The sequence below is a fragment of the Mucilaginibacter achroorhodeus genome, from assembly GCF_007846095.1.
GTDB classification, from domain to species: domain Bacteria; phylum Bacteroidota; class Bacteroidia; order Sphingobacteriales; family Sphingobacteriaceae; genus Mucilaginibacter; species Mucilaginibacter achroorhodeus.
Genome location: NZ_VOEI01000001.1, coordinates 188,994 through 215,898, shown reverse-complemented (window position 1 = coordinate 215,898; position 26,905 = coordinate 188,994). Strand labels below are relative to the sequence as shown.

At 43.2% G+C, this 26,905-nt stretch carries 16 protein-coding genes and 2 pseudogenes; 7 read left to right on the top strand and 11 right to left on the bottom strand.

Annotation, left to right across the window (positions count from 1 at the left end; genetic code table 11):
• Nucleotide 1 precedes the first annotated feature (1 nt).
• Nucleotides 2-3,178, bottom strand: a complete 3,177-nt coding sequence (locus FPZ42_RS00990) for a tetratricopeptide repeat protein (protein WP_146268635.1) — start codon at nucleotides 3,176-3,178, stop codon at nucleotides 2-4.
• A gap of 246 nt (nucleotides 3,179-3,424) precedes the next feature.
• Here FPZ42_RS00990 and FPZ42_RS00985 point away from each other — a divergent pair, with 246 nt between their 5' ends.
• Nucleotides 3,425-4,525: a hypothetical protein gene (locus tag FPZ42_RS00985; protein WP_146268634.1), complete on the top strand. Its 1,101-nt coding sequence runs from the start codon at nucleotides 3,425-3,427 to the stop codon at nucleotides 4,523-4,525.
• 4 nt (nucleotides 4,526-4,529) lie between these two features.
• Here the strand turns inward: FPZ42_RS00985 and FPZ42_RS00980 are convergent, their stop codons facing one another.
• The 7 genes and pseudogenes from FPZ42_RS00980 to FPZ42_RS00950 all read right to left on the bottom strand — a co-directional run bounded on the left by FPZ42_RS00980 (nucleotide 4,530) and on the right by FPZ42_RS00950 (nucleotide 13,509).
• Nucleotides 4,530-4,901, bottom strand: a complete 372-nt coding sequence (locus tag FPZ42_RS00980; protein WP_146268633.1) for a response regulator — start codon at nucleotides 4,899-4,901, stop codon at nucleotides 4,530-4,532.
• Between the two features lie 494 nt (nucleotides 4,902-5,395).
• Entirely contained in the window at nucleotides 5,396-8,329 is a 2,934-nt protein-coding gene (locus tag FPZ42_RS00975) for a M16 family metallopeptidase (protein WP_146268632.1), read from the bottom strand.
• Nucleotides 8,330-8,442: 113 nt separating this feature from the next.
• Complete coding sequence (locus FPZ42_RS00970; RefSeq protein WP_146268631.1) at nucleotides 8,443-9,345, bottom strand: nucleotidyltransferase family protein; 903 nt, start codon at nucleotides 9,343-9,345, stop codon at nucleotides 8,443-8,445.
• Nucleotides 9,346-9,410: 65 nt separating this feature from the next.
• Nucleotides 9,411-10,529 (bottom strand): M42 family metallopeptidase, encoded by a 1,119-nt coding sequence (locus FPZ42_RS00965; RefSeq protein WP_146268630.1) that lies wholly within the window; start codon nucleotides 10,527-10,529, stop codon nucleotides 9,411-9,413.
• Nucleotides 10,530-10,763: 234 nt separating this feature from the next.
• Nucleotides 10,764-11,177, bottom strand: a complete 414-nt coding sequence (locus FPZ42_RS00960) for a GNAT family N-acetyltransferase (RefSeq protein ID WP_146268629.1) — start codon at nucleotides 11,175-11,177, stop codon at nucleotides 10,764-10,766.
• 197 nt (nucleotides 11,178-11,374) lie between these two features.
• A pseudogene (locus tag FPZ42_RS00955) lies at nucleotides 11,375-11,734 on the bottom strand (endonuclease domain-containing protein); the annotation flags it as partial.
• A 233-nt stretch (nucleotides 11,735-11,967) separates the two neighbouring features.
• Nucleotides 11,968-13,509 (bottom strand): acyl-CoA carboxylase subunit beta, encoded by a 1,542-nt coding sequence (locus FPZ42_RS00950; RefSeq protein ID WP_222431529.1) that lies wholly within the window; start codon nucleotides 13,507-13,509, stop codon nucleotides 11,968-11,970.
• Nucleotides 13,510-13,613: 104 nt separating this feature from the next.
• Between FPZ42_RS00950 and FPZ42_RS00945 the strand changes: the two genes are divergently transcribed.
• Both FPZ42_RS00945 and FPZ42_RS00940 read left to right on the top strand, forming a co-directional pair.
• Nucleotides 13,614-13,946: a hypothetical protein gene (locus FPZ42_RS00945; RefSeq protein ID WP_146268627.1), complete on the top strand. Its 333-nt coding sequence runs from the start codon at nucleotides 13,614-13,616 to the stop codon at nucleotides 13,944-13,946.
• 132 nt (nucleotides 13,947-14,078) lie between these two features.
• Nucleotides 14,079-15,704, top strand: a pseudogene (locus FPZ42_RS00940) (SulP family inorganic anion transporter).
• Nucleotides 15,705-15,997: 293 nt separating this feature from the next.
• Here FPZ42_RS00940 and pruA read toward each other — a convergent pair.
• Both pruA and FPZ42_RS00930 read right to left on the bottom strand, forming a co-directional pair.
• Entirely contained in the window at nucleotides 15,998-17,629 is a 1,632-nt protein-coding gene (pruA, locus tag FPZ42_RS00935) for an L-glutamate gamma-semialdehyde dehydrogenase (RefSeq protein ID WP_146268626.1), read from the bottom strand.
• Nucleotides 17,630-17,756: 127 nt separating this feature from the next.
• Nucleotides 17,757-18,449: a hypothetical protein gene (locus FPZ42_RS00930; protein ID WP_146268625.1), complete on the bottom strand. Its 693-nt coding sequence runs from the start codon at nucleotides 18,447-18,449 to the stop codon at nucleotides 17,757-17,759.
• Nucleotides 18,450-18,674: 225 nt separating this feature from the next.
• On the opposite strand from FPZ42_RS00930, the gene FPZ42_RS00925 reads away from it, so the two are divergent.
• The 3 genes from FPZ42_RS00925 to FPZ42_RS00915 all read left to right on the top strand — a co-directional run bounded on the left by FPZ42_RS00925 (nucleotide 18,675) and on the right by FPZ42_RS00915 (nucleotide 23,516).
• Entirely contained in the window at nucleotides 18,675-19,037 is a 363-nt protein-coding gene (locus FPZ42_RS00925) for a helix-turn-helix domain-containing protein (protein ID WP_146268624.1), read from the top strand.
• Between the two features lie 117 nt (nucleotides 19,038-19,154).
• Complete coding sequence (locus FPZ42_RS00920) at nucleotides 19,155-21,947, top strand: TonB-dependent receptor (protein ID WP_261382201.1); 2,793 nt, start codon at nucleotides 19,155-19,157, stop codon at nucleotides 21,945-21,947.
• 114 nt (nucleotides 21,948-22,061) lie between these two features.
• Nucleotides 22,062-23,516: a hypothetical protein gene (locus FPZ42_RS00915; RefSeq protein ID WP_146268622.1), complete on the top strand. Its 1,455-nt coding sequence runs from the start codon at nucleotides 22,062-22,064 to the stop codon at nucleotides 23,514-23,516.
• 74 nt (nucleotides 23,517-23,590) lie between these two features.
• On the opposite strand, the gene FPZ42_RS00910 is transcribed toward FPZ42_RS00915, so the two are convergent.
• Nucleotides 23,591-24,880 carry a hypothetical protein gene (locus FPZ42_RS00910; protein WP_146268621.1) on the bottom strand — a complete coding sequence of 430 codons (1,290 nt, stop codon included), beginning with the start codon at nucleotides 24,878-24,880 and terminating at the stop codon, nucleotides 23,591-23,593.
• Nucleotides 24,881-25,102: 222 nt separating this feature from the next.
• On the opposite strand from FPZ42_RS00910, the gene FPZ42_RS00905 reads away from it, so the two are divergent.
• Nucleotides 25,103-26,818 carry a GMC oxidoreductase gene (locus FPZ42_RS00905; protein ID WP_146269537.1) on the top strand — a complete coding sequence of 572 codons (1,716 nt, stop codon included), beginning with the start codon at nucleotides 25,103-25,105 and terminating at the stop codon, nucleotides 26,816-26,818.
• The last annotated feature ends 87 nt before the right edge of the window (nucleotides 26,819-26,905 follow it).

Sequence of the window (26,905 nt, the reverse complement as noted above, 5' to 3'; positions counted from 1 at the left end):
TTTATTGTTCTTTGGTCTCTTGTTGTTTTTGTTCAGTAGCTGGCTCTGTTGCCGGTTTTTCCTCGGCAGGTTTGGCTTCTGCAGGTTTTTCTTCAGCAGGGGTGCCTTGTTGGGTGGTATCCGGCTGCGTTTCTATCTGCTGCCCGCCCTTGCCCGGTGCCAGTTTGTTTAATTTGGCCTTAGCTGTTGGCAGCACATCATCATTGCCCTTATAGTTGTCTATGATGCTCTGTAAGGTTGCCTTTGCCTGGAAGTTGTCTTTCAAAGCCACATAATCATCAGCTAATAAGATGTAGGTTTTAGCTACCCAATAATCATAGTTTGATAACTCTTTAACCAATTCAAACGCTGTTTTTTGTGATGCCTTGTATTTGCCTTGCAGATACTCGATGTTAGCGATGTTGTACTTAGCTTCGGCAGCAGCAACGGTTTTGGTATTGCTAATGGTGTAGTTAAACTCTTTTATGGCCGCGGCAGTATCTGCAAGTTGTAGTTGTGCCCTACCTGCATACAAACCTGTACGGAATTTATCTTCCTGTGCTGATTTCTCGTAACCACGCACCAACTGCACATACTTCAACACATCGTTTGGTTGATTGATCTGCGCGTAACAAACCAATAGGTTGTTTATGGCAAAGCTGTAATCGGCTTTGTATTCTGAATTGGTTTCCAGTCTCTTCAGGAACACGATAGCATCGTTATACTTCTTCTGGTTCATGTACAACTTAGCCATGCTGATAAGCGATTTTTCGCTGTAAGCACTTGTCCAGTCGTTAAGGATCACATTGTAATCGGTAACGGCCTCATCGGTTTTGCCTAAGTTGGCTAAGCCCTGCGCACGTATAAAGCGCGCCTGTTTCTCGTAGATCTGTTTTTTAGGGAACTTATCAAAATACGCATTAACCGCATTAACGGTTCCTTGCCAGTCGCCCTTCATGTAAAGGTTGTTAGCAGCAGTTATCATGATGCTCTCCTGCTCGGCACTGGTGTAATTACCAATAGAGGTTGAATTAGCATAGTTAAGGAAAGAAGAAGCGTCGCCTTTATCGGTGTAGATCTTCTCAACCTGTTTTAATGATTGTTTTGCCTCGTCTGATGATGAGTAATCTGATACCACTTTCTTAAACGCATCAATAGCTGCATCATCATGGTTTGCATTATACTCTATCAAACCAATGGTAGTATAAGCACGCGGAACATAGCTGCTGTGCGGATACTTTTGTATCATCGCATTCAGATCGGCTTTGGCGCGCTCACCATCATTTTTAAGGAAGTAGGCGTAAGCGATCTCAAACGCTGCATCATCTGCATAGTCAGAATTAGGGAACTGCGTTAAGAGACTGTTAAGCGTACTGATACGTGCGTCATAGTTGCCCTGTAAGCCCTGAATGATACCGCGCTGAAACAAGGCATATTCCTGGCCCTGGCTGTGGCGTGCGATGATCTTATCATAATACGTAAGCGCCTGCCCATAGCTCTTCATACCGAAATAGCTGTCACCTAAACGGCTTATCGCATCGTTCTCGGTATTTTGATCGGTAGGGCCGCCATCTAAAAATTTCTCAAAATAAGTGGCCGCCTTGCGGTATTGCTCATCATAAAATGCAGAGTAGGCAAGGGCATAGTAAGCATAATTGGTCAAGCCTGTTTCTTTGGATTCAGGCATGCTTAAGAATTGCTCAAAATTCTCAACCGATTCTGTGTACTTGCGCACCTCAAACATCGATTCGGCCATCCAGTAGTGGGTAAGTGCTTCTATCTTTGTATCGATGGGGTTTTTTAGCGAACGCAGGAAAACACCGATAGCATTTTCAAAGGCACGTTCATTGTAAAATTCCAAACCGCGATAGTAGGTAACCTTTTGGTAGGCTATCAGCGCGCTTTCAGATTTATTTGGAATAGGCTCCAGAATATCAATAGCCTCTTTGTAATTCTTAGAGTTTAACAATGCTTCGCCTAATAACACCTTTACCTCATCGCGGCGTACCGAGCGTGGGTAGTTTTTTAAGTACTGGCGGGTTGCCACCAATGCATCGTTATTAAAATCCAACTCGTAAGACAGCTTGGCATATTGGTACAACGCATCTTCCTGCAACTGACCATCAAAGTTTAACCTCGATGCTGTGAAGAACGCATTGCGGGCGCCTTGCTTGTTATTCATTTTCAGGTAAACATCTCCTAAAGTATAGCTTCCGCTTTGGCTGTAGTTATCGTTTTGCGCAACCAGGTTGGTTAGTACCGATGCTGCTTTGCCGTAATTGCCCACTTTATAATAAGCATAACCTATCTGGTAGCTGTCCTGCGTGTTTTGGCTTTGGCCTTTGTCCTGCTCCTCAAAACGGCTGTAGTATTCAACTGCTTTATCATAGTTACCCTTAGCAAAATACGATGCACCGATGATGCGAAGCATCTCCGTTTCATGCTGTTGCTTGGTGCTGTTAATGATAGGGATGGCGTAGTTGAGCACATCGTTATAGCGTTTATCTAAAAAGTAAACGGCTGTGATGTAATATGGATAGCTGGCCTCATATTTCTTAGAGTTTTTTAAACGCTCAAAATTAGCCAGTGCCAGGTGATAATCTTTGTTAAGATAGGCAATGTAGGCAAAGTAATAAACGGCGTCGTCTGTGTAGGCTGATCTTTTGTTCTTTACCTCGCTAAACAGCAATTGCGCGTTCTTATAATCATTGATAACAAAGTAAGCGTAACCCTTACGGAACTTATACTCTGTATTTTGAGAACCGGTAAGGTCGCCGGCATCTACTTTATTAAACCATGTTAACGCTTCGGTGTACTTGCCTTGCTTAAAGTACGATTTACCCACCTGGAAATATGCTGCCTTAGCCAGCGGGTTCTCCGGGTGCTCTTTTATAAAGCGGGCAAACATGCTTTGGGCGTCATCATTATCCAGTTCAAGTGCACAAAGCGCCTCGTAATATTGGGCGTTCTCTTTTAGCAGCGATATCTCCGATTCGAATTTTGACTGTGATGTAGTAGTTATCTTGGTTTGCTCAACAAGGCGGTATTGCTCTGCCGCAGAAGCATACTTGCCCATGGCCATCAAATTGTTCGCGGTTTGATAAGTGCGATTAATATGAAAAGAAGGACTTTGCTGTGCGAGCGCTGGCAGGGCTAAAAATACCGGGGCAATGAAGGCGACGTATTTAAGTTTTATCATAGAGCGCAATTATAGTGGTGCTAAATTAGCGTAATCGCAAAAATGCAATCCACATAAGTAATTAACAAGTGTGGAAAAGCACTTTTTTTAAACGATGCTTGTTGTACTGATGGTATGCCTGTTGAAAACTTTAATGTAAATGCCTGTAGATAAGGGTTTAGAGGCTAAGATCGGCTTATGTCATTACCACGTAATAGCAAAATTTAGGCAGTAATAATGGCCAAATATATAACGTTTAATTAAGCCATGATAAAAAAGTTATCAATACTTATTGGCTTTACAATAATTTCTATGCCCGTATTGCGCTGTTTTGCACAGCAACAAAACACAGCATTGATCAATCTGAAAGCCAATCCTTCAATCGTAAAACCAAATCAATTTTACGTTAAGGAGGTTATAGACAGCCGTAAAAACAAAACTGCTTTAGGGAAAGTACAACCCTATAAAGGCGGAACAATCACACTTCCCTACAATACCAATTTAAAGGGCGGTAGTGCTGTACTTTCTGCTTTTGTTGCCAACAGCGTGTATGCCGATAAAGAGCGAAGACCAATCATCGTTACCATTAATGAACTATCCGTAAATGAAGAACCATTAACTGCGGGAGCTGTAAAGGGAAATATCAAGATATCATTGTCTTTTGCGTTGCAGGGTAGATATTCAGCCATTGATCTATCCAGTTATACGTCATCTACAACATTTCAACGGCCTGCCGGATCGCCGCAGCAAATTGAGCCGATCTTAAGCAAAACTATCACCAACGGACTGATCTTCTTTGATAACTGGATGAACACTAACGCAGGTAATAATATTAAATTGGCAACGGCCGTAAAACTGTCTTTTGCCAACTATCAGGACAAAACAGAGGGAGATACGATCTTTTACAGACCTGATAGACCTTTAACTTGGGATGATTTTACAGGCCAGCCATCCAAAAGTTTAAAGCATGCCGCAGAGATTTTCTCTTACATTGGCTATGACCAGGATGTTGATCTGAAAAATGGTGTAGTGTATGTTAAGATAAGTCTTAAACCCTGGGTGGCTAAAAGCGCATCGTGGGTGCAGGCCGGGCAACAAAATAATTATGCGCTAAACCACGAGCAAAGGCATTTTGACCTCACCCGTTTGGTAGCTGAGCATTTCAAAAAAAGATTATATGATTTAAAACTGGCACCCGACACTTTTGAGGGTGAAATAAATATGGCTTATTTAGACGCCTTGAGGGAACTGAATACTATACAAAAGCAATACGATACTGAAACGGCACATGCAAGAAATACAGGTGAACAACAGCGTTGGAATGACCGCATAGATAAAGAATTGATATCAGCAGGGATAAAATCCTAACTTGTTAAGCAGCTCTTAAACTAAGCTGTTTTTCTATGGTTCCAAGCAGATCATTAATGTCAAATGGCTTAGCCACAAACTCGTCAGGTCCATCTTCTCCGTTTATGGTGTTACCGGAATTATGGCTGGCAGATATCATCACAACAGGTATGTTATGGGTTTGCTCAAGCTTTTTTAATTGCTTACAAAGGTCGCGGCCATCGCAATTACCTAACATTACATCAAGTAAAATTAAATCCGGATTATTTTCATTTACGGCATCCATAAATTTATTACCGTCTGATAAAGTGTCTACTTTATAGCCCGAATCTTCCAGAATAAACTGCAAAATGTCTAAAATATCGTTATCATCATCAACGGCCAAAATACGCCACATAACTGTGCTAATTAAATATCTGATAGTATCTTACTAATACATAACAACTATGTCAATAGTTGTACCAAATAATTTAATTTAGATTAGTCTTTACGTTTAATAATATAACGTGCCTTTTTACAATTGGCGCAAAAATACTTTTTAACCGGAAGAAAAAACAGCAGATTTTTAACGATCCAGCTTCTGTGGAGCTGATGATGGAACAGGTTGCCGCACTTTGGGCAATAGGTACTGGGGGATTTAGCAGTATGGCTCAAGTTCTAAAAAATATGTAAATAAAACGGTCACCGTAACTTACGGTGTTGATCAGCAAATAGTTTTTAATAACAAATTTTAACAGTTGAATGTATCACAATAATTGGTTTGCTAAAGGCAATAAATTCAAAGGTTCAAAGTTACATTTTGTTAATAATTAGTAAATGTAAAGATGTTGTTATAAAGTAAAAGCAGGGCAATTTGTACTTTGCCGCTGCTTTTAACTTATTAATAAACAGTTAGTAACCAAATATTTGTTTTATATCTGGCTTATTTAACTCTCCGTATTTCTTCAGGTCGTCATCAGATATGCGTTTATCTGACGCTACCACGCAGTAAGTATAGGGCTTGCCTTTTAATTCGGCATCATGGAAGGCATTTAGCTCCGCGAAGCCTAATTTACCGGCAGTTTCAAAAGTGGTTTTGCGGATATCGTAGTCAAGGCCTTTGCGTTGTGCGGCAAGGTATGAGAACAAGATTCCTTCCTGAGTGATACGTTCCGTTTCAATAGACTTCACAATATTCTCGCGGGCTGCTTTAAACGCCTCGCCAGACTCAGGCATGGTGTTCAGAAGCTCGTTCATTGCTGCGATGGCTTCGTTCATTTTATCTGCTTGTGTACCTACATAACCTACAAAAATATCGTTATCTTCTTTTTTTTGTGCTTGTGCATAGTTGGCGTAAGTGGAGTAAGCTAATGCTTTTGACTCGCGGATATTCTGGAATACAATGGAACTTATGCCTCCACCAAAATAACCGTTAAATAACTCAATAGTTGGGGTTTTAGCAGGTGAGTATGTTGCCTCGTTACGCACCCACTGTATCTCGGCCTGCACCATATCAAAATTGGCAAACAGTACCATATTCTTACTTTGGTTTACACGGGTAAACTGTTTTTTCACCGGGTAAGCAGTGAACGATGCAGGCGTTTTATGCAATTGCGATAAAGTAGTGCCTGCCTGCGTAGCGGTTTGCGGCCCGTAGTATAGAATTGTGTGCTTATAACCGGTAAGGCTATGCAATATATTTACAAGCTGATCGGCCGTAACCGCATCTATTTCCTCATCTGATAACGTGTAATTGAAGGGATTGTCAGCGCCGTATTGTGCGTAACTAACAAGGCCCTGCATTATGGCGCTTTTGTTTAGCTTAAAGTTTTCGCGTGATTTTTTCATCCTCGCCTTTAAGCTGGTTAATGCCGCCTCATTAGGCTTGCAATTGGCCAGTACGTTCTCAACCAAAGTTACAGACGGATTAAAGTTTTCCTGCAAACCGCTAATGATAACATGCGACAGATCTGTGCTGGTATTTACGCTGAATGACGTAGCCAGTTTATAGAAAGACTTGCTTACTTCCTCGGCACTCATTTTATCGGTACCCAAAAACTGCAGGTATTGTGCAGCCATTGGCAGCAACTTATTGGTCCAGCTGCCCATATCAAAGCGGTAATAAAGGCGGAAAATGCTGTTGTCTTTATTTTGTACGGCCAGCACATCAACGTTCCCAGACTTGGCGCGTTGTATATCGCGGTCAAAATCCAACCAAACTGGTTTTACCGGGTTTGCAGGCATGGCGTTTATCATCTGCACGTAAGGCGATTGTTTGCCGGCATTAACCTCAACCGGGGTAATAGGTGGTTTATCAACCTTGATCACGTTTTTATCGGCACCCTGGCGTTTGTAAACTACTACGTAGTTGTTATCATGCAAATATTTGTTCGCAAAAGCCATAATATCAGCTTTGGTGATCTTTGATAATTCGGCAATGGTTGCAACATCTGTTCTCCAATCAACCCCTGATGTAAAATCGTCCATTAAGTTGCTGGCTCGTTGTACGTAGCTTTCATCCTGCTCAATTTTGCTTTTCTTGTAATTGTTGGTGATGGATGGGATAAGATCATCAGAGAAATCACCTTTTTTCAGCTTATCAATTTCGCCCAGCATCAGTGTTTTTACATCATCTAATGACTGGCCTTTGGCAGGTGTTGCGCGTAGGGTAAGTACGCTATAGTCTTTCAGGATATCGGCAGAAGCAGAGCCGCTCAACAATTTTTGTTTTTTAGTAAGATCAAGATCTATTAAGCCAGCCTTTCCATTAGCTAATATGCTGCCTACCAAGTTAAGAATGCGTGCATCACGTGTGCTGGCACCAGGGAAACGGAAAGCAATGGTAAGATTCTCCGGATTTGGGCCGTAAACCTCGCGTGTGATAGGGCTGGTGATAGGCGCCTCTGGTGCAAATTTGTATGGCGGTACCGGTTTGTTCTTCATGTAAGCGAAGTTTTTAGCCACTTTGGCTATCATCACATCCGGGTTAAAATCTCCTGAAAGAATAACGCCCATGTTGTTTGGTACATAGTAATCGTAATAATATTTACGAATGGCTTTTAGCGATGGGTTTTTTAAATGCTCTATGGTGCCGATGGTAGTTTGCTTACCGTAATTATTGTTGGGGAACATAGCAGCAAACAAAGCTTCCTGCACTTTGCGCGGATCACTGTCAAGCCCGCGGTTTTTCTCTTCGTAAACTGCCTCTAACTCGGTATGAAAGATGCGCAGCACCGGTGCGCGGAAACGCTCGGCCTGCATGGTTAAAAACTTATCTATCGATGAACTTGGGATATCTTCGGTATAAACAGTTTGTTCAAATGAGGTAAAAGCGTTACTGTTTTGTCCGCCCATACCGGTCATCATTTTATCGTACTCATTGGCGATAGCAAATTTTGCCGCCTCGCCTGATGTTTTGTCTATCTGTTTGTAGATCTCTTTGCGTTTAGCTTCATCCTTTGTAGAGTTGTATTGCTCGTACAGGTCGTCGATCTTATTTAACAAAGGCTTTTCTTTTGTCCAGTCCAGCGTTCCGTATTTGTCGGTACCCTTAAACATCATGTGTTCCAGGTAGTGGGCAAGGCCTGTATGGTCTGCAGGGTCGGTCTTGCTGCCCGCCTTAACTGCAATGTAGGCTTGTATTCGTGGTTGTTTTTCGGTTGGACTTAAGATAACTGTAAGGCCATTTTTTAAGGTGTAAAAACGTGAGTGGGTTGGGTCGCCGGTTACGTATTTATAGTTGTATGCGCCGGATTTGCCGGTTTTCCAAACGTACGGGCCCTGCGCTTTTAACGTACTTGCCGAAAGGCCCGTTAAAAGCAGCATGATTGAAAGTTTAATTTTCATTTTAAGAGTTTAGGTAATAAATATAGGAAAGCAATAGCTGTAAATGCAAAGTATATAAAACAAAAGAGCATTGCAGTAATGCAAGGCTCTTCTATAAATTATTTCTTAATGATTTAGCTCCAGAGATTAGCAGGGTAAGTGCCGTTCTCAACCAGTTCAGAAATACTGGCCTGCACAATAGGCTTATCTTCTTTATAAGTTACGCCAAACCATTTATTTGAAGTGGGTATCACTTTGAATGATGCAACGCCGTTTTTGATCAAATCATCTGCAACAAGCGGAATAAAGAATTCTGCTTTAGGATTGCTCTTGTTAGCTTCAACAAATTTTCTGAATAACTCTTCGCTTTGTTTGAAAACAGCAGGAGTAAAGCCCCAAAAATTCATTGACACGCGAGTATCGTTACTTAGCGGATGCTCGCCGGTAGCATCTTTATAAGCAACAGAACCATCTTCTTTAAAGTATACTTCGGTACGTTCATTAACTTCGGTCATATTGCCGTTTTCGTCAACGGCACACACGCCGCGAGATACGGTACCATAGTCAGATAGCGTTTTATCAATTTGATAACCCATCAGAGAGTATTTGTCATCAGCTACCTCAGTGGTAAGGAACTTAGCCATTTTTTCAAATGCTTCGTAACCATAAAAATCGTCGGCATTGATTACGCAAAACGGCTCATGTACTTGTTTATGGGCTGCTAACACCGCATGTGCAGTACCCCATGGTTTAGCGCGCTCAATTTGTTCGGTAATGCCAAATGGTGTTAGGTCGAAGTTTTGAAACACGTAGTCGATCTCCACACGGCCTTTCAGTTTAGGCTCAAATATGGCTTTGAATGAATCGGCAAATTCTTCGCGAATAATGAAGCTCACCTTACCGAAACCAGCTTTAATGGCATCGTATATTGAATAATCGATGATGGTTTCGCCATTAGGGCCAAAGCCGTCAACTTGTTTCATGCTGCCATAACGGCTGGCCATACCTGCGGCCAAAATTAATAATGTTGGTTTCATTGTAAAATGTAGGGTATAAGTGTTTTGCAAATACACAAAGTTGATTTGTGTACAAATGTTTTTAATTATTTGATATACCTGAAATCCTGTCCGTTCTGTATGTTAAGCAGTGATTCGTAAATAAGACGGATCACGTTATCTACGTCATCTTTATGGATCATTTCAACAGTAGTATGCATGTAGCGCAATGGTAACGATATCAATGCCGATGGCACACCATCATTTGAGTAAGCAAATGCATCCGTATCGGTACCTGTTGAGCGTGATGAAGCCTGGCGCTGGAAAGGTATGTTAGCTTTTTGCGCCGACTCGATCAGTAATTTATTTAAGTTATTTTGCACAGCAGGTGCGTAGGAGATCACAGGGCCCTTACCACAACTAAGGTCGCCCTGAACGATCTTGTTGATCATCGGGGTACCGGTGTCATGGGTAACATCTGTTACGATGGCCACATTAGGTTTAATGCGGTGAGCGATCATTTCGGCACCACGCAAACCAATCTCTTCCTGTACGGCATTTACAATGTATAAGCCGAAAGGTAGTTTTATGTTGTTCTCTTTCAGCAAACGGGCAACCTCGGCTATCATAAAACCACCTGCGCGGTTGTCCAGTGCGCGGCCAACATAATAGCGGTTGTTCAACACCATAAACTCATCCTCGTAAGTAATTACACAACCTACATGGATGCCTAAGGCTTCTACTTCTTCTTTACTGGTGCAGCCGCAATCAAGAAATATGTTTTTAAGGGTTGGCGCTTCTTCCTTTTCGCCGCCCAAACGGGTGTGGATAGCCGGCCAGCCAAATACTGCTTTTACGATGCCGTTATCAGTGTGGATGTCAACACGTTTTGATGGTGCTATCTGGTGATCTGAACCACCATTGCGGATAACGTAAATTAAACCATCACTGGTAATATAGTTAACGAACCAGGATATCTCGTCGGCGTGTGCCTCAATCACTACCTTGTATTCAGCCTCGGGATTGATAATACCAACGGCTGTACCGTAGTTATCAACGTAATGGTCGTCTATGTAAGGTTTTATATAATCTAACCAGATCTCCTGACCTTTCCACTCAAAGCCGGTAGGTGAGGGGTTGTTTATGTATTTCTCAAAAAATGCTAATGATGCTTCGTTTACAACAACGGGTTTTTGTTGTTCAACTTCAGTTTTCTTTTTTGCCATGGGCTGGAAAATTCTATAATTAAAAGCTATCGGGGGAATAGCGTGGGGCAAATATATAACAATGCAAATGATATGCAAGAAATGTTATTTTGACAGTTTTAAAGTTTATCTTTTATTTAACATACACTTCATATTGATACATCACCTTTGCAGCGTTAATTTTAAGATAATTAGTTAGTCAGTTTAGTATTAAAAGGTCAGTTTGCGCAAGGCAGGCTGACTTTTTGTTTTTGATCAACTTTGCAGCAATTTTTCCATTACTACATAGTCGACACCCTTTTTGCTGAATTGTGCACCCGTTTGCGTGAAATTATATTTTTCGTAAAAGCCAATGGCCGAGGTACGTGCATTGCACCAAAGGCGTTCGGCATGCTCTTCAGTAGCAAAGCCCGTGATGTAATTTAATAATTCTTTACCAATGCCTTTACCCTGATAAGCCTCATCAACCGCCAGTTTGCGGAATTGCCAGTCGTTGAGGTTTTTGAAAAGCGATACCACACCCACCAGTTTATTATCTGTAAATGCCCCAAAGTGATAACCGTGTTCATCCTCGGGCATTTCCATGTTAAACTTGTATTCGCCGGGGTACAAAACATCGCGGCGTAACTGCCAGGTTAGGTGCGGGGTTATTTGTTCGATGGAGATCATTCTTTAGAGGTAAAAGCTGAAAGGATAAAGGTAAAATGTTTTTTCCAATTCCCTCCCTCGGGAGGTTTGTGCAAGACTTGTGTATAGTAGCAGGGAGGGGTTTATTGAAGCGTTTAAAAATGTCGCAAAAACCCCTCCCTGCACCCTCCCAAGGGAGGGAATCGCACAGGCCTGAACCTCAAAGTAACATTTTAGGTTTATAACTCCTCCAAAGGAAACTCAGGTGGCAATTTAAGTGACGGGTTCTTTTTTACAATATTTATAATACAACTTTCAATCGTTCGAATAACATTAACCATATTATCTTTGACTTCCGCTTCTGCAAATCTAATCACCTTAATGCCCAGATGTTCTAAGCGCTGCTGTCGAACATTATCCTTTTCGAATGCTTCCTCAAAGTTATGAGACTTACCGTCGATCTCAATCGCCAGTTTTAGTTCTTTACAATAAAAGTCGACAATATAATTATCGATACATCGCTGCCTGTCAAAATCAAAACCCCAAAGTTTATCCTCTTTAAGTTCATTCCAAAGTAAAGTTTCCCCAAAGGTCATATCCTTGCGGAGTTTTCATGCTAATGCTTTTAGTTTAGGATTGTATGGGATGATCTTAGACATCAATTTTTTCAATTCCCTCCCTTGGGAGGGGTGTGTAAGACTTATGTGTAGTGGCAGGGAGGGGTTTATTGAAGCGATTTTAAAATGTCGCATAAACCCCTCCCTGCACCCTCCCAAGGGAGGAAATCGCACAGGCCTGAATGCTTTTACCTTTCGCCTTTAACCTTTCAACCTCATAAAGGTATATTCCCATGCTTTTTCCTCGGGTTATTCGCTACCTTATTTTCCAGCATTTTAAAGGCCTGGATAAGTTTACTACGCGTTTCTGATGGTTCAATTACCTCATCAATAAAGCCACGTTCGGCAGCGCGGTAGGGGTTGGCGAAGATATTTGCGTATTGCTCTTCCTTTTCGCGCCATTTGGCTTCGGGGTCTTCGGCAGAAGTTATTTCGCGTTTAAAAATAATCTCGGCAGCACCCTTGGCACCCATTACGGCTATCTCGGCAGTAGGCCAGGCGAAGTTCATGTCCGCGCCAATGTGTTTTGAGTTCATTACATCATAAGCGCCGCCGTATGCCTTGCGAGTGATCACCGTAATGCGTGGTACTGTTGCCTCGCAGAAGGCGTAAAGAAGTTTGGCTCCGTTGGTAATAATGGCGTTCCATTCCTGGTCGGTGCCCGGTAAAAATCCCGGCACATCCTCAAATACAAGTAATGGGATATTGAAGCTATCGCAGAAGCGCACAAAACGTGCGCCCTTCGTTGATGAGTTGATATCCAGCACGCCCGCCAGAAACATAGGCTGATTAGCCACAATGCCAATGCTCCGACCAGCCAATCGCGCAAAACCCACCACAATGTTCTCGGCAAAGTCTTTGTGCACTTCGAGGAATGAGCCGCCGTCGATCACCTGCTCGATCACTTCACGTATATCATAAGGCTGCGAAGCATTTTCAGGCAGTGCATCATTTAATGAAGCGCGGGTTTCATCCTTAGCATCATAAGGTAGGGATGGTGCGCGGTCTTCGCAGTTCTGCGGCATGTAGCTTAGCAGTTGTTTGATATGTTGTATGGCGGCTATTTCGTTGGCGCAGGCAAAATGCGTTACGCCACTTTTGGTAGCGTGGGTATGTGCTCCGCCCAATTCTTCAGAGGTTACCTGCTCATGTGTTACGGTCTTAACAACGTTAGGGCCGGTAACAAACATATAAGAAGTGTTCTCTACCATTAAAATAAAATCGGTAATAGCAGGAGAGTACACCGCGCCGCCTGCACAGGGGCCCATAATAGCCGATATTTGCGGCACTACGCCGCTTGCCATGGTATTACGGTAAAATATATCGGCATAACCGCCTAAGGATACCACGCCTTCCTGGATGCGTGCACCGCCGGAATCATTAAGGCCCACAACCGGCGCACCGTTCTTCATGGCCAGGTCCATTATCTTGCAGATCTTTTCGGCATGTGTTTCAGAAAGCGATCCTCCAAAAACGGTAAAATCCTGCGAGAAAACATAAACTAACCGGCCGTTTATATTACCATAGCCGGTTACCACGCCATCGCCCGGATACTTTTCTTTTTCCATCCCAAAATCAGTAGAACGGTGCGATACAAACATGCCTATCTCCTGGAAACTGCCTTCATCCAGTAAAAAATGAAGCCGTTCGCGGGCGGTAAGTTTGCCCTTTTTGTGCTGCGCTTCAATGCGGGTTGCGCCGCCGCCTTCCAGTGCCTGTTTGCGTTTTTGTTGTAATGTATCCAGCTTTTTGTTCACGATGATGTAATTGGTGATGGCTAAAATTAGGTATTTAAATATAAAATAAAGTTGATTGGTATTGTATGTTTTGGCATTGCCAAATAATGTTATATTTGTGAAGCATGAAACGCAGGACATCTAAACACGCAGTTGCGGCATTGTTCCTTGGCATCTTTGTAGTAAAGATGTTCATATCAATTGCGCCTGTGTATTTATCTCTTGATTATAAGCATGTAAGGGCGGTTATTATGCAATTAGAGCATGAAACCAAGAACGATAAAGAAGACCCCGAAAAGGACGCCTTTAAAGAAAAGAAGGCCTTTGACGAGAACTTTGTGTATTTCAATATCTACCGCCCGATTGTTTTAGAGAACAATATCCTGCATAGCCAGGAGCGGTCTCTTTATCAGCAGGTTTATCATCCTGTTGTGCCAACGCCACCACCCAACGCTTAATCTTTTTTAGCCGGATAACACAGTATCCGGTGATTGGCCGCATAAGCTTTTTTGCTTTTGTTGCTGCGCTCTTTTGCTGTATTTCTGCAGCAGGTATTAATCATCACAGTTGAACTTTTTATTTGATCTATTATGCAAACTAAGCAAGGTGGCACCCCTGTGGGCGATCTTAATTTTAGAAAATACTTTTTGGCTAAAAACCTTAAAAAAGATATGCCTGCCGGGATAGTAGTGTTTTTGGTTGCGCTGCCCTTGTGTTTGGGTATTGCACTCGCATCCGGTGCACCATTGTTCTCAGGGCTTTTAGCCGGCATAATAGGCGGTATAGTGGTAGGTATTTTAAGCGGTTCGCAGTTAAGTGTTGCAGGCCCGGCCGCGGGTTTAACGGTTATCGTTTTAAACTCCATAGCAAAATTAGGTTCGTTTGAGGCCTTTTTGCTGGCCATTATGTTGGCCGGTGCTATGCAGATCATATTAGGATTGGTAAAAGCCGGCACCATAGCTAACTATTTCCCATCGTCGGTGATAGAGGGAATGTTGGCAGCCATCGGGGTCATTCTGATCATGAAGCAGTTTCCGCATGCTGTTGGTTATGATAAGGATTTTGAAGGAGATGAAGGTTTTAGCTAGGTGGATAGAGAGAATACCTTTTCGGGGATCCTGTTCGCCTTAAGGAAAATAAATTATGGGGCGGTTATTATCGCTGCGGTATCGTTGGCGATAATGATCTACTGGCCCCGCATAAAAAAAATTGCTGTTATTCCTGCACCGCTGCTGGTTGTAGTTGTGGGTACTACGCTGGCGGCGGCTTTTGCAGGGACCGGTTTTGCGCTTTTAGATAAGCAATATGTACAGATACCGGTAGTGGGCAGCACTACTGAATTTTTCGGCCTGTTTAAGTCGCCAAATTTTGATGGAATAAAGGACAAGGAAGTTTGGATTGTAGCGGCAACCATTGCCATTGTAGCCAGCCTAGAAACATTGCTCAGTTTGGAGGCCGTGGATAAGATAGACCCTATTAAAAGAGTATCGCCTACAAACCGCGAACTGATTGCCCAGGGTGCCGGCAACTTAGTGAGCGGTTTTTTGGGCGGTTTACCCATGACAGCCGTAATTGTACGCTCGTCTGCCAACGTAGGTGCCGGTGCGCGCACCAAAATGAGCGCCATCTTCCACGGCTTTTTGTTACTGGTATGCCTGCTTGCTATTCCATCGTTACTTAATAAAATACCTTTGTCATGCCTTGCGGCGATATTGCTTACTGTTGGATACAAGCTTGCGCGTGTAAGCCTGTTTAAACATATCTGGCATAAGGGTTTGGATCAGTTTATACCGTTTGTGGTAACAATTGTAGCCGTAATTCTTACCGACCTGCTTAAAGGCGTAGGTATCGGCATGCTGGTAGGTGTGTTCTACATATTGCGCACCAATATGCGTAACCCCTATTTTTATACCATTGGGCGCAACGGCGGAAAAGAGGCTATCACCATAAAGCTCGCCGAAGAGGTGTCGTTTCTTAACAAAGCTGCTATACAGGTAACCTTAACCAATTTACCTGCCGGCACTGATGTGATCATAGACGGATCGAACTCAAGATATATTGATCCTGATGTACTGGAGATAATCCATAACTATCGCCATAACGCCTATACAAAGGGCATTGTAGTTCAACTTAAAGATATCAAGGAGCGTTACGATGTGCCGCCTTTAAAAGACCTGGTTTATAAGCCGGAACCAATTGCGCAAACAGTAAACTAACATATCCTGCATCTATCAAAAAAGGCCGATCCGGAAACGGATTGGCCTTTTGTTTTTTGTGTCAATTTAGGCTTTTCGAACACTTGCACGCGCGCAGAGTGGTTCGACAGGCTCACCATGACACAATGAAATGAAATTAGATGGCTTCAGGTCGTGTCAGTCTGAGCTTGTCGAAGACCGTCCGCGTTATTAGTGGTTCGACAGGCTCACCATGACAGGTGGGAACAAAAGAGCCGATCCATATGGATCGGCTCTCTGCTTGTATCTTGATTCTTGACTCTTGTTTCTTGAATCTATTTCGATAAAAATGGATACCTGTAATCCTTTGGTGGATCAAATGTTTCTTTTATGGTACGCGGAGATACCCAACGTAACAGGTTGATCATTGAACCGGCTTTATCATTTGTACCGGAGCCTCTTGCACCGCCAAATGGCTGCTGACCAACAACGGCACCTGTAGGTTTATCGTTGATGTAAAAGTTACCTGCAGCGTTGCGTAAACGTTGTGTTGCCTGTGCAATGGCGTAACGGTCTTGTGAGATGATTGAACCGGTAAGCGCGTAAATTGATGTTGCATCAATCACATTCATTATTTGTTCAAACTGGTCGTCCTCATAAACATAAACCGTAAGTACCGGGCCAAAAAGCTCCTCGCACATGGTTACATATTTAGGATCATCAACCCTTAACAAGGTTGGTTGCACAAACCAGCCTTTGCTTTTATCACAATTACCACCGGCAACCACTTCAACACCTGCATCTGTTTTAGCGGCGTCGATGTATTTAGCCAGTTTATCAAACGATACTTCGCTGATAACGGCATTTACGAAATTTTCAAAATCTTCGGTAGGGCCCATTTTAAAAGTAGCCATTTCGCGTACCATGTGCTCTTTTACAGCAGGCCATAAGCTTGAAGGTACATAAGCACGGGATGCTGCCGAACATTTTTGTCCCTGGTACTCATAAGCACCACGGAGCATCGCAACGGCAACTACATCAGCATCGGCACTTGGATGTGCAAGTACAAAATCTTTACCCCCCGTTTCGCCAACAATGCGTGGGTAGGTTTTGTATTTGTGGATGTTTGCACCTATCTCGCCCCAGATGTGTTGGAACACTTTGGTAGAGCCGGTGAAGTGAATACCAGCAAAGTCAGGGTGGCTGAATACTACATCACCAACTTCCGGGCCATCAGCATAGATCAGGTTGATAACACCGGCAGGTAAACCTGCTTCTTTAAATATCTGCATGATAACATTCGCCGCATAAACCTGCGTATCGGCAGGTTTCCAAACAACTACGTTACCCATCATGGCAGCAGATGCCGGTAAGTTGCCTGCAATTGCTGTAAAGTTGAAAGGTGTAAGCGCAAAAACGAAACCTTCGAGCGGGCGTTGCTCAAGGCGGTTCCAGATACCTTTACCGGAGATAGGTGGCTGTTGCTCGTATATCTCGGTCATGTACTGCACGTTAAAGCGCAGGAAATCGATCAGCTCGCACGCAGAGTCGATCTCGGCCTGGTAAGCATTTTTGCTTTGGCCAAGCATGGTAGCTGCATTAATAATGTAGCGGTAAGGGCCTGCAATTAATTCGGCTGCTTTTAAGAAAATTGCCGCACGTTGTTCCCATGGCAGGTTCTCCCAATCGGCTTTGGCAGCTAACGCAGCATCAATGGCGGCAGTAACATGGCTTTTATCACCATAATGGAAAGTACCTAAAAGGTGCTGATGATCATGTGGCGGGCGAAGCTCCTTTAAATTACCGGTGCGTACTTCCTGGTCACCAATATACATAGGTATATCAACTTGTTGGGCGCGAGCTTTTTCAAGCGCAGCTTTTAGCGCGGCACGTTCGGGACTGTTTGGGCCATAGTTTAAAACAGGCTCGTTAACAGGTGCAGGAACGTTAAAAAATCCTTTTAACATAGACGAATTATTTGAGACCGCAAAGATAGGGCTTTTGAAGGGGAAGTGGTAATTAGCTGCTACGCAAATTAAGATTGTGACGGCAGAGTGATGTGGCCAACATAGAATAGCAATAATGAAGGATTACTTAATTTAGCTTGTTATAAAAATCGAATATTTTTTTTACATCTTGCTCATTATCATATTTAAGCTGCTCATTATCGGCGTAAGCGCTAATTTCGGCATGCTTATCTGCCAATGCAGCAAGTATGTCCGTTTTATCCAGTTTTATTTTAGATATCTTCTGATCCTTAAAAAGATAGTAGTGTTTAATTGATGTGTACTCTCCGCCCGTTGAGGCCCTGTCTTCTTGCACTACTTTTAGGTATTGACGGTGATGTTCAAGCAACATAGTCTTACCGCCTGCTATTACCTCATAATAAGTTTTTTGATTGGAACCATCAAATTTTGGAAACCCGTTTGCAAAAACACGTTCTCTTCCTCCGTTTACCATAAAAACCTTCACGTTATCTTTAAATTTCTGTGGTTCATCAGTTCTGTTGTAAGCAAAAGTGAGCAGATTGTCTTTTAGATTGAACTTAAGGAAAAGATTTTTGTAGGTTTCGCCATTATCAAAGGTAACCTGCCCCGGCATCCAATCGTCGTAAATCTCAGTTGTTCCTTTAATTTTGGTAATATCATTATTACTTATAGGCCTTCCCAACGGATCAATAACAGGGGTGGCCGAGTTTGATCCGTAGCGAGCAGTGCTGGTCCACGCCTGCGCCGATACAAGTTTGCAGATGAACAATAACGTTAAAGTGATAATCGATTTTTTCATGAAAGGTATATCTTCATACTAAGTTAGTAAATGTTTATTTTATTATATGTTAAAGTAGTAATTAAGGCAACTAACCAATACCATAAGCTAAAAGTGCAGTAATTGATTGTCCATGGAGTTTTTTAGTATTCAATCGAACCGCCAAAACTGTCAGCGTTCACGAGCGTTCATGCGTGAACGTAAACACTTGCATATCACTTTGCCAAAAATGTTTATACTTGCAGCATGTCTGATGATGCTGTTGTAAAACGACTGAAGGTTATTGTTAAAGAACATGGCGGGCAACTGGCCCTTGCCAACGCTATAGGCGTGGATCAGGGTTTCATCAGCAAAGTGATCAACAGAAAGCAGGATGTAAGTTATTACCTCATCCGCAAGCTGTGCTTCCAGTTAAAATACTCGCCCGAGTGGCTGATACTGGGTACAGGCGATAAAATGATCCACAAACAAGACTCGGCCAAACTGATCACCGAGATACAAATGCTGCGCACCGAGGTGGATATTCTGCATGCCCGTATGCGCGCTTATGAGCTTGAATTAGAAGAAATAAAGGGTGCAACACCTAATTCGCGGCAACAAGCTGGCTAACAAAAACTTTTGCCCGGGTATTAACACAGGCTTAATATTAAGTGTCTTTTTTGGTAACAAACCAATAACATTCAACTAACATCGCGGTAATAGTTTTGCGGTATTAAATTAATACACGTGAAAAAAATAATTTACGCTATTAGCACGCTAATGGTTGTTGCATTATTGTTTGGTGACGCCTATGCCCAAACAACCGGTAAGATCACCGGCAAGGTGATCGATCAGAAAACGAGCGAGACCCTTATCGGTGCTACCGTTAGTATTGAAGGCACAACAACCGGTGCCGCAACCGATGTGGATGGTAAATACACCATCGCCGGCCTTAAACCGGGCAAGTACACTATCCTGGTACGTTACATTGGTTACCAAACCAAATCAATCTCTGATGTTGAGGTAAAAGCAGGGGATGTAACCAATCTTGACATTGCCGCCGCGGCATCTCAATCAACCGCGTTAAAAGAGGTAGTTGTAAAAGCAACTTACAGGCAAGCCTCCGTCGCATCATTGTATGCAGTACAAAAGAACAGCATATCTATTTCAGATGGTATCTCATCAGAGATCATTAAACGTTCACCAGACCGTAACACTGCCGATGTTTTAAAACGCGTAAGTGGTGCTACCGTACAGGATAACAAATTTGTGGTTATCCGTGGTTTAAGTGACCGTTATAATTCTGCTCTTTTAGATGGTGCTCCACTGCCAAGCACAGAGAATAACCGTAAGGCTTTCTCATTTGACATTGTGCCATCAAATCTGGTTGAGAACCTTACCATCACCAAAACGGCTACGCCTGATAATCCGGGTGATTTTGCAGGTGGTTTGATCCATATCCAAACCAAAGATTTGCCAGATCAGAACTTTATCACGTTTGGTATCGCAGGAGGCTACAACACAGCTTCAACCGGTAAAAACTTCATCAGTGGCCCGCGTAATGCTTCTGATTACTTTGGTTTTGATAACGGTAAACGCCAGTTACCAAACGGATTTGCTTCAACTGAACAAATATCTAACGGTTTATCAGACCAGGTTAACAACGCCAACCTGCGCGCGTTACCAAACGACTGGAACCGCTATGTAAATACCGCATTGCCTACTCAGAATTACCAATTCTCCATCGGCCGCGTGCATGATGGTAAAGAAAGCGGTAACCGTTTCGGTGCGATACTTGCGCTTACTTACCGTAACCAGCAAAACATTTACAGCGATATCAAACGCGAATTTTACGGCTACGACTATACTGATAACAATTACAAATTCAGCACAAATATTGGTGCGTTGTTAAACCTTGGTTACACTTTTGGTAAGAATAAGATCACTTTTAAGAACGTTTACAACAGGATTTATGACGATCAGTATCTTGGCCGTACCGGTCACAACAACTCTGGTTTTGATGTTAACTATTATGCCTTTGACCTTCAGCAAAAAGCTTTACTAAAATCAAGCCTTGAAGGTAACCACCCAATTGGTGAGAAAGGTGCTAAGCTAAACTGGGAATTGAGCTATGGCAACATCCTTAACGACCAGCCGGGTCAGCGTAAGGCGCTTTACACCAGGGCAGAGGGTACAAACGACCCTTTCCTGGCGCAGCTAACCTCACTTACCAAGGAAAACTCAACGCTTTTTGGTAAGCTAAAAGAGGACTCTTACTCAGCTGCTGTAAACTACAGCATGCCGGTTAAGTTATTCAACCAGTCTACATTTAAGGCAGGTGCATTAACACTTTACCGCACCAGGACCTATGATGTTCGCTTTGTTGGTCCGCTGTTTAGCCAGGCTGTTCAAAGTGACCCGGATAGGTTGAACGAGATCGCAAGCCGCCCGCTTAGCACTTTGTTCTCGACTGACCTGATCAACCAGGGTGTATATAGATTGAATGAGGTTGCATTGATCCCTTCGGATTCATACTCTGCCAATGCGCGTACTAACGCTGGTTATTTGATGCTTGACAACAAGCTTACAGCCAAATTGCGCTTTGTGTGGGGTGCACGTGTTGAGCAGTTTAATACCAATGTAACACCAAACAGCTACCAAAACCCGGGCGACAACGTTCACCAGGACTACACAGATGTGTTACCATCAGCAAATCTTACTTACAACCTTACCGAAAAGATCAATTTGCGTGCATCATACTCACGAACATTGGCAAGGCCGGAGTTTAGGGAGTTGGCAACATCATCCTATTTCGATTATGAGTTGTTGGCATTCCAGCAGGGTACTCCCACGCTTAAACGTACCAAGATCGATAACTTCGATGTTCGTTTTGAGTTGTTCCCATCTGCCGGTCAAATATTATCGGTATCAGGTTTCTACAAAAAGTTCCATAATGCAATTGAGGCATTTAATAATGATGCAACATCAACCCGTATCATCACTTACTTTAACAGTGATAAAGCAAATGTTTACGGTGTGGAGTTAGAAGCACGCAAATCGCTTGACTTTATTTCGCCAACAAATGCTTTAAAGAACACTACGGTTTATGCTAACGTGTCTATTGCCAAATCAACTGCGAAGAACCCGGTAAACTCGGGCTTAAACCTGAAGTTTGACGAGCGCCCGCTGATCGGCCAGGCTCCCTACGTAATTAATGCTGGCTTAACACACGCATTCCTTAATAACAAGATGACGTTTAATGCATTGTACAACCGCGTAGGCCCAAGACTCAACTTGGCAGCAGGCGGTCAGTATGCAAACGTGTATGATGTTCCGCGTAATGTGATCGATGCGCAATTAGGCCTAAAAGTACTTAAAGGTAAAGGCGAAGTGAAGATAAACGCAGGTGATATCCTCAACCAGCGCTATACTTTCTTCTTCGATCAAAACAACAATAAAAAGTACGATGCCGGCGATTATACGCAAAGCAGCTACCGCGTGGGTGCTACGTATACCGCATCATTTACCTACACCCTGTAATGTTAATACAGGGTTAATAATCACCAATGTTATTTAACACAGGTTTAAACAGTAGGTAATCTTCAGTTCAAACCATTGGGGTTACTTTGAATATTAAATTAAATTAAATCGAGCATGAAAAAAGTTTTATTACTTGCCATACTAAGCGCGAGTATCTTTGTAACCAGCTGTTCTAAGAATACAGTTGATACCACCGGCGGTGGTGGCGGCGGTACAACCCAGCCAACTGACGGTGTTGTTACTGTTTCTGGCGACATCACTGCAAACACTACCTGGACAAAAGACAAAATTTACCTTCTAAAAGGTAACGTGTTTGTAACCAACAACGCAACCTTAAAAATTGATGCCGGTACCATTATTAAAGGTGATAAAGCTACCAAAGGTGCTTTGATCATTACCCGTGGTGCAAAGATAGATGCACAAGGTACTGCTGATGCGCCTATCGTATTCACATCAAATGCTGCTGCCGGTGGCCGTTCACAAGGCGACTGGGGTGGTGTAATTTTGTTAGGTAAAGCACCTAACAACCTGGGTACTTCAATCGCTATTGAAGGTATATCTGATGCTACCGATAAAGGTAAACACGGCGGTACAGATGCTGCTGACAACTCTGGTATCATGAAGTATGTGCGTATAGAGTACGCAGGTATCCCATTGAGCCCGGATAACGAGATCAACGGTTTAACTTTTGGTAGCGTTGGTTCTGGTACTACTATCGACTACATCGAAGTTTACCGTTCTGGCGACGATGCTTACGAGTGGTTTGGTGGTACTGTTAATGCTAAACACCTTTTGGCTATCGATACCTGGGATGATGATTTTGATACAGACAATGGTTTCTCTGGTAAAGTACAATTCGGTTTAGCTCAGCGTTTAGCTGCCACTGCAGACGTATCGGGTTCAAACGGTTTCGAATCTGATAACAACAGCACCGGCACTAACGATGCCCCGCAAACAAATGCTACATTCTCTAACATGACCATCTTAGGTCCAAAAGAGACTTCTTCTTTCAGCTCTATTAATGCTAATTTCCAGCATGGTGCTCAGATCCGCCGTAACTCAGCGATAAGCATCTTCAATTCTGTAATTGTTGGTTACACAGAGGGTGTATTCTATGATGATGCACTGCCTTCTGGTGGTACAGCTAATTCATCTGCTAACTTAGCTGCGGGTCGTTCAGTATTTGCTTACAACATTGTTGCCGGTAGCAACAGTAAAGGCAATCAGATCAAAGCTACTGGTAGCGCTTTAGCCGCAGTTACCGCGTTATTAAACCCTGCTCAAGGATCATTAAATACGTTTGATGCTAACCTTTACGGTGCAGGTATCTATGCTGATCCTTACAAGTTTTCATCGGATCTTGCTCCCTCTGCAAGAGCCGGCGTACCTAACTTTACACAAATCGCTAATTCCCCGGCTTTAACTGGCGCTAACTTCGCTAATGCAAAACTTTCAGGTTTTGAACAAGTAAGTTACAAAGGTGCATTTGGTACTACAGATTGGACATCTGGTTGGGCAAGCTACAACCCACAAGTGTTACCTTACACTACACCAGGTGCTGTTAAATAATTAATACTTACATTTACATTTCATATAAAATCGCCCTTGCATTGCAAGGGCGATTTTGCTTTAAATCAATCTGGCTACCTGTTATAAGGATATTCGTTTATCCAGTTAAAGTCCCTGTTGATAAGCCTGAATTTCTTAAGGTCTATCTTTTTCAGCCTTATCTCTAACGAATCTGAGCGCTTAAGTCCTTTAAGCAAAAGGTCGTCTTTCTTAGGTATGCTGTAGGTGAATATGCCTTTGTTTAAACTATCGGTATAAGGGGCCATGAGAACGGTATGCTTGACGGTATCCAGTTTCCAATCATAACGCCTGACGGTATCGTCCATAAATTTTACTCTTGCCCCGCCGCTGTAAGATAGGATTAACTTATTCCATCTCATGGTGTCGGTTGCAAGTGGCGGTATGGTATCATGGTTGCGTATAAAGGTCTCTACCTGGTAAATGCCGTACAACGGTGGTTTGGGAGCACTATCCCCATATTGGCTCATCGCCTGTATGTCGCTAACCAAATTACCTGCAAGTACATATACTATCAGCAAATATTTTATTACAGTGGTGCAAATGTTAACCCAGCGTTTCTTAAAGGTGTGAGGGGTAAGATTAGCGGGTGCGGCGGGTTTATTGAGGATAAAGAAATTGATGAGCCTAACAGCATCCTTAAATAGCAAAAACAAACACATCACCGTTAACATGGTTGATAACAGCTTCACAGGCACATCAAAAGCATAGTTGATAGCCATGATATTACCTGCAACAACCAGCCCCAGCAAAGCACCAAGGGTTGAAGTACGCCTGAAAAATAATAGCATACCGCAGGTGATCTCGCCTAGCCCGGTAAAAATATTGAAGCCGTACGAGTAACCCATATAGGTCCAGGCTAAGCCCATTGGCGACATATCGCCAACAGGTTCCAGCAAACGGTTAAGATCTGGCGATGGAAATTGTAATTTGATAACTTTTACAAACCCGTAAGTGAGCATGGTGATGGCCACGTAATAACGCACAACCACAGTGAGCCAGTAAAAAAGCTTGTTGTAGTTTCGCACCTTGCGATCGGCTACGCTCCAAATAATGGTGGCCACCAAGGCTAATACAAAAATGAGCAGCATGATCACGTAATCATAAGTAGTATCTCCGCTGCCATTGGTAAAAACTGTAATTGGCTTCGCGAGGTGAAGGATGTTTTTTCCTATCCAAACCACCAGGCTATGAAATGGTGTGATATATTGCTCAAACAATACATTGATGTAAGGCAACACACCGTTGGGGTTAAAAAAAATATACAAAAGAAAGAACACCAGGAAAAAGCGCAGGGCAATTTTACGGGCAGCCGACCAGTAAACAGGTTCGTCAGTGGTTGTCATAAATAGTGGGTTTGGTTATTCTAAAATAGTATTTATCCATTTAAAAGGAAATCGATTTGTATTGCATTTGCAATGGATTATTCAAATTAACGAGTAATGACAGATCGTTTTCCGAGTCTTGATGATGGAAGTAATCCTCAAGATCATCCTATTGCCTCTTGGGCAAGTAAGAATTTTGCATTTTTTGGCAAATGCTTAACTTACGTTCACCAATTTAAAGCTATGGCGAACGTTAATTTCAACAAACTATCTGATAATACCTTTGATGCCATTGTAATTGGCTCTGGTATAAGCGGTGGCTGGGCTGCTAAAGAGCTGTGCGAACATGGCCTTAAAACGCTTGTTTTGGAGCGCGGTAAGGATGTAGTACATTTAAAGGACTACCCAACGGCAACTAAAAACCCATGGGACTTTCCGCACCGCGGGCGTTTGCCATTGGAAGTTAAAAAAGAAAATCCGGTTGTAGACCGTTGCTATGCTTTTAGCGAAGCCACCGAGCATTTCTTTGTGAAAGATAAGGAGCACCCCTACGTGCAAGATAAGCCATTTGATTGGATCCGCGGTTACCAGGTTGGCGGTAAATCATTGTTGTGGGCCAGGCAAACGCAACGCTGGAGCAAATTTGATTTTGAAGGGCCTGCCCGCGATGGTTTTGCTGTTGACTGGCCGATAAGGTATGATGACCTTGCCCCTTGGTATAGCCACGTTGAGCGTTTTGCCGGTATCAGCGGTAATCACGATGGACTGGAAACCCTGCCCGATGGTGAGTTTTTACCTGCCTGGACAATGAACGTTGTTGAAAAAGAGATACAGAAGCGCATTATGGCCAACTACAAAGACCGTAATGTAATCATTGGCCGATGTGCGCATCTAACCCAGCCTAAAGAGATACATCTGCAGCAGGGCAGAGGCCAATGCCAGGCGCGCAGTTTATGCGAGCGTGGATGTCCGTTTGGGGGGTATTTTAGCTCCAATTCATCCACCATTCCCTGGGCGGCTAAAACCGGTAATCTAACCTTGCGGCCTGATTCTGTTGTACATTCTATCATTTATGATGAACACAAGCAAAAGGCAATAGGCGTGCGTGTGGTAGATGCTCACACGGGCAAGGCTGTAGAATATTTTGCGCGCATCATATTTGTAAACGGTGCAACCTTAAACAGTAACCTTATTTTGCTCAATTCTACCTCAAACCGTTTCGCTAACGGCTTGGGTAATGATCACGATCAGTTAGGTAAATACATTGCGTTTCATAATTACCGCGGCTCTTTAACTGCTGGTTTTGACGGGCCGATGGATAGCTACTATTACGGCCGAAGGCCAACTGCGGTAATGATGCCTAACTTCAGAAACGTGCATAGACAGGAGACCGATTTTTTACGGGGTTATATGGTTTTCTATACCGCTACACGCGCAGGTTGGGGCCACCAAACGGACGACGCTCAAATAGGTGCAGACTTCAAGCAAAATATCAGCGAGGCTGGTCCGTGGGGAATTTATATGATGATGCAGGGCGAGACCATCCCTAAGGCCAGCAACTTTGTGCAACTAAGCAAAACGCTTAAGGATAAATGGGGCGTGCCGCAACTACAGATCTCTGTGGATTACGATGATAACGACATTAAGTCGCTCAAAGACTTTTTACAGCAAGGTGCCGAAATGTTAGATAAGGCAGGTTGTAAAAATATTGCCACCAACGACAGCAAACAGGCGCCTGGATTGGACATCCATGAAGTGGGCGGCGTACGCATGGGGCATGATCCTAAAACATCTATGCTCAACAAATGGAACCAGTTACATGCATGCAAAAATGTGTTTGTAACCGATGGCGCCTGCATGACCTCGACCGGCACCCAAAACCCGTCGCTTACCTTCATGGCGCTTACTGCCCGTGCTACAGATTATGCGGTTAAAGCGTTGAAGAAAGGCGAAGTATAAGCACGTAGATAGCCCTTCGACAAGCTCAGGGTGACAGTAACTGTTCAGCTCCCTCCTTCGGGAGGGGTGCGATAGATAGTGCGCAAA

What these genes read in the sequence shown, in the direction of transcription:
- FPZ42_RS00990 (WP_146268635.1), bottom strand. Translation starts at nt 3,178, where the DNA reads ATGATAAAACTTAAATACGTCGCCTTCATTGCCCCGGTATTTTTAGCC.
- FPZ42_RS00985 (WP_146268634.1), top strand. Translation starts at nt 3,425, where the DNA reads ATGATAAAAAAGTTATCAATACTTATTGGCTTTACAATAATTTCTATG.
- FPZ42_RS00980 (WP_146268633.1), bottom strand. Translation starts at nt 4,901, where the DNA reads ATGTGGCGTATTTTGGCCGTTGATGATGATAACGATATTTTAGACATT.
- FPZ42_RS00975 (WP_146268632.1), bottom strand. Translation starts at nt 8,329, where the DNA reads ATGAAAATTAAACTTTCAATCATGCTGCTTTTAACGGGCCTTTCGGCA.
- FPZ42_RS00970 (WP_146268631.1), bottom strand. Translation starts at nt 9,345, where the DNA reads ATGAAACCAACATTATTAATTTTGGCCGCAGGTATGGCCAGCCGTTAT.
- FPZ42_RS00965 (WP_146268630.1), bottom strand. Translation starts at nt 10,529, where the DNA reads ATGGCAAAAAAGAAAACTGAAGTTGAACAACAAAAACCCGTTGTTGTA.
- FPZ42_RS00960 (WP_146268629.1), bottom strand. Translation starts at nt 11,177, where the DNA reads ATGATCTCCATCGAACAAATAACCCCGCACCTAACCTGGCAGTTACGC.
- FPZ42_RS00945 (WP_146268627.1), top strand. Translation starts at nt 13,614, where the DNA reads ATGAAACGCAGGACATCTAAACACGCAGTTGCGGCATTGTTCCTTGGC.
- pruA (WP_146268626.1), bottom strand. Translation starts at nt 17,629, where the DNA reads ATGTTAAAAGGATTTTTTAACGTTCCTGCACCTGTTAACGAGCCTGTT.
- FPZ42_RS00930 (WP_146268625.1), bottom strand. Translation starts at nt 18,449, where the DNA reads ATGAAAAAATCGATTATCACTTTAACGTTATTGTTCATCTGCAAACTT.
- FPZ42_RS00925 (WP_146268624.1), top strand. Translation starts at nt 18,675, where the DNA reads ATGTCTGATGATGCTGTTGTAAAACGACTGAAGGTTATTGTTAAAGAA.
- FPZ42_RS00915 (WP_146268622.1), top strand. Translation starts at nt 22,062, where the DNA reads ATGAAAAAAGTTTTATTACTTGCCATACTAAGCGCGAGTATCTTTGTA.
- FPZ42_RS00910 (WP_146268621.1), bottom strand. Translation starts at nt 24,880, where the DNA reads ATGACAACCACTGACGAACCTGTTTACTGGTCGGCTGCCCGTAAAATT.
- FPZ42_RS00905 (WP_146269537.1), top strand. Translation starts at nt 25,103, where the DNA reads ATGGCGAACGTTAATTTCAACAAACTATCTGATAATACCTTTGATGCC.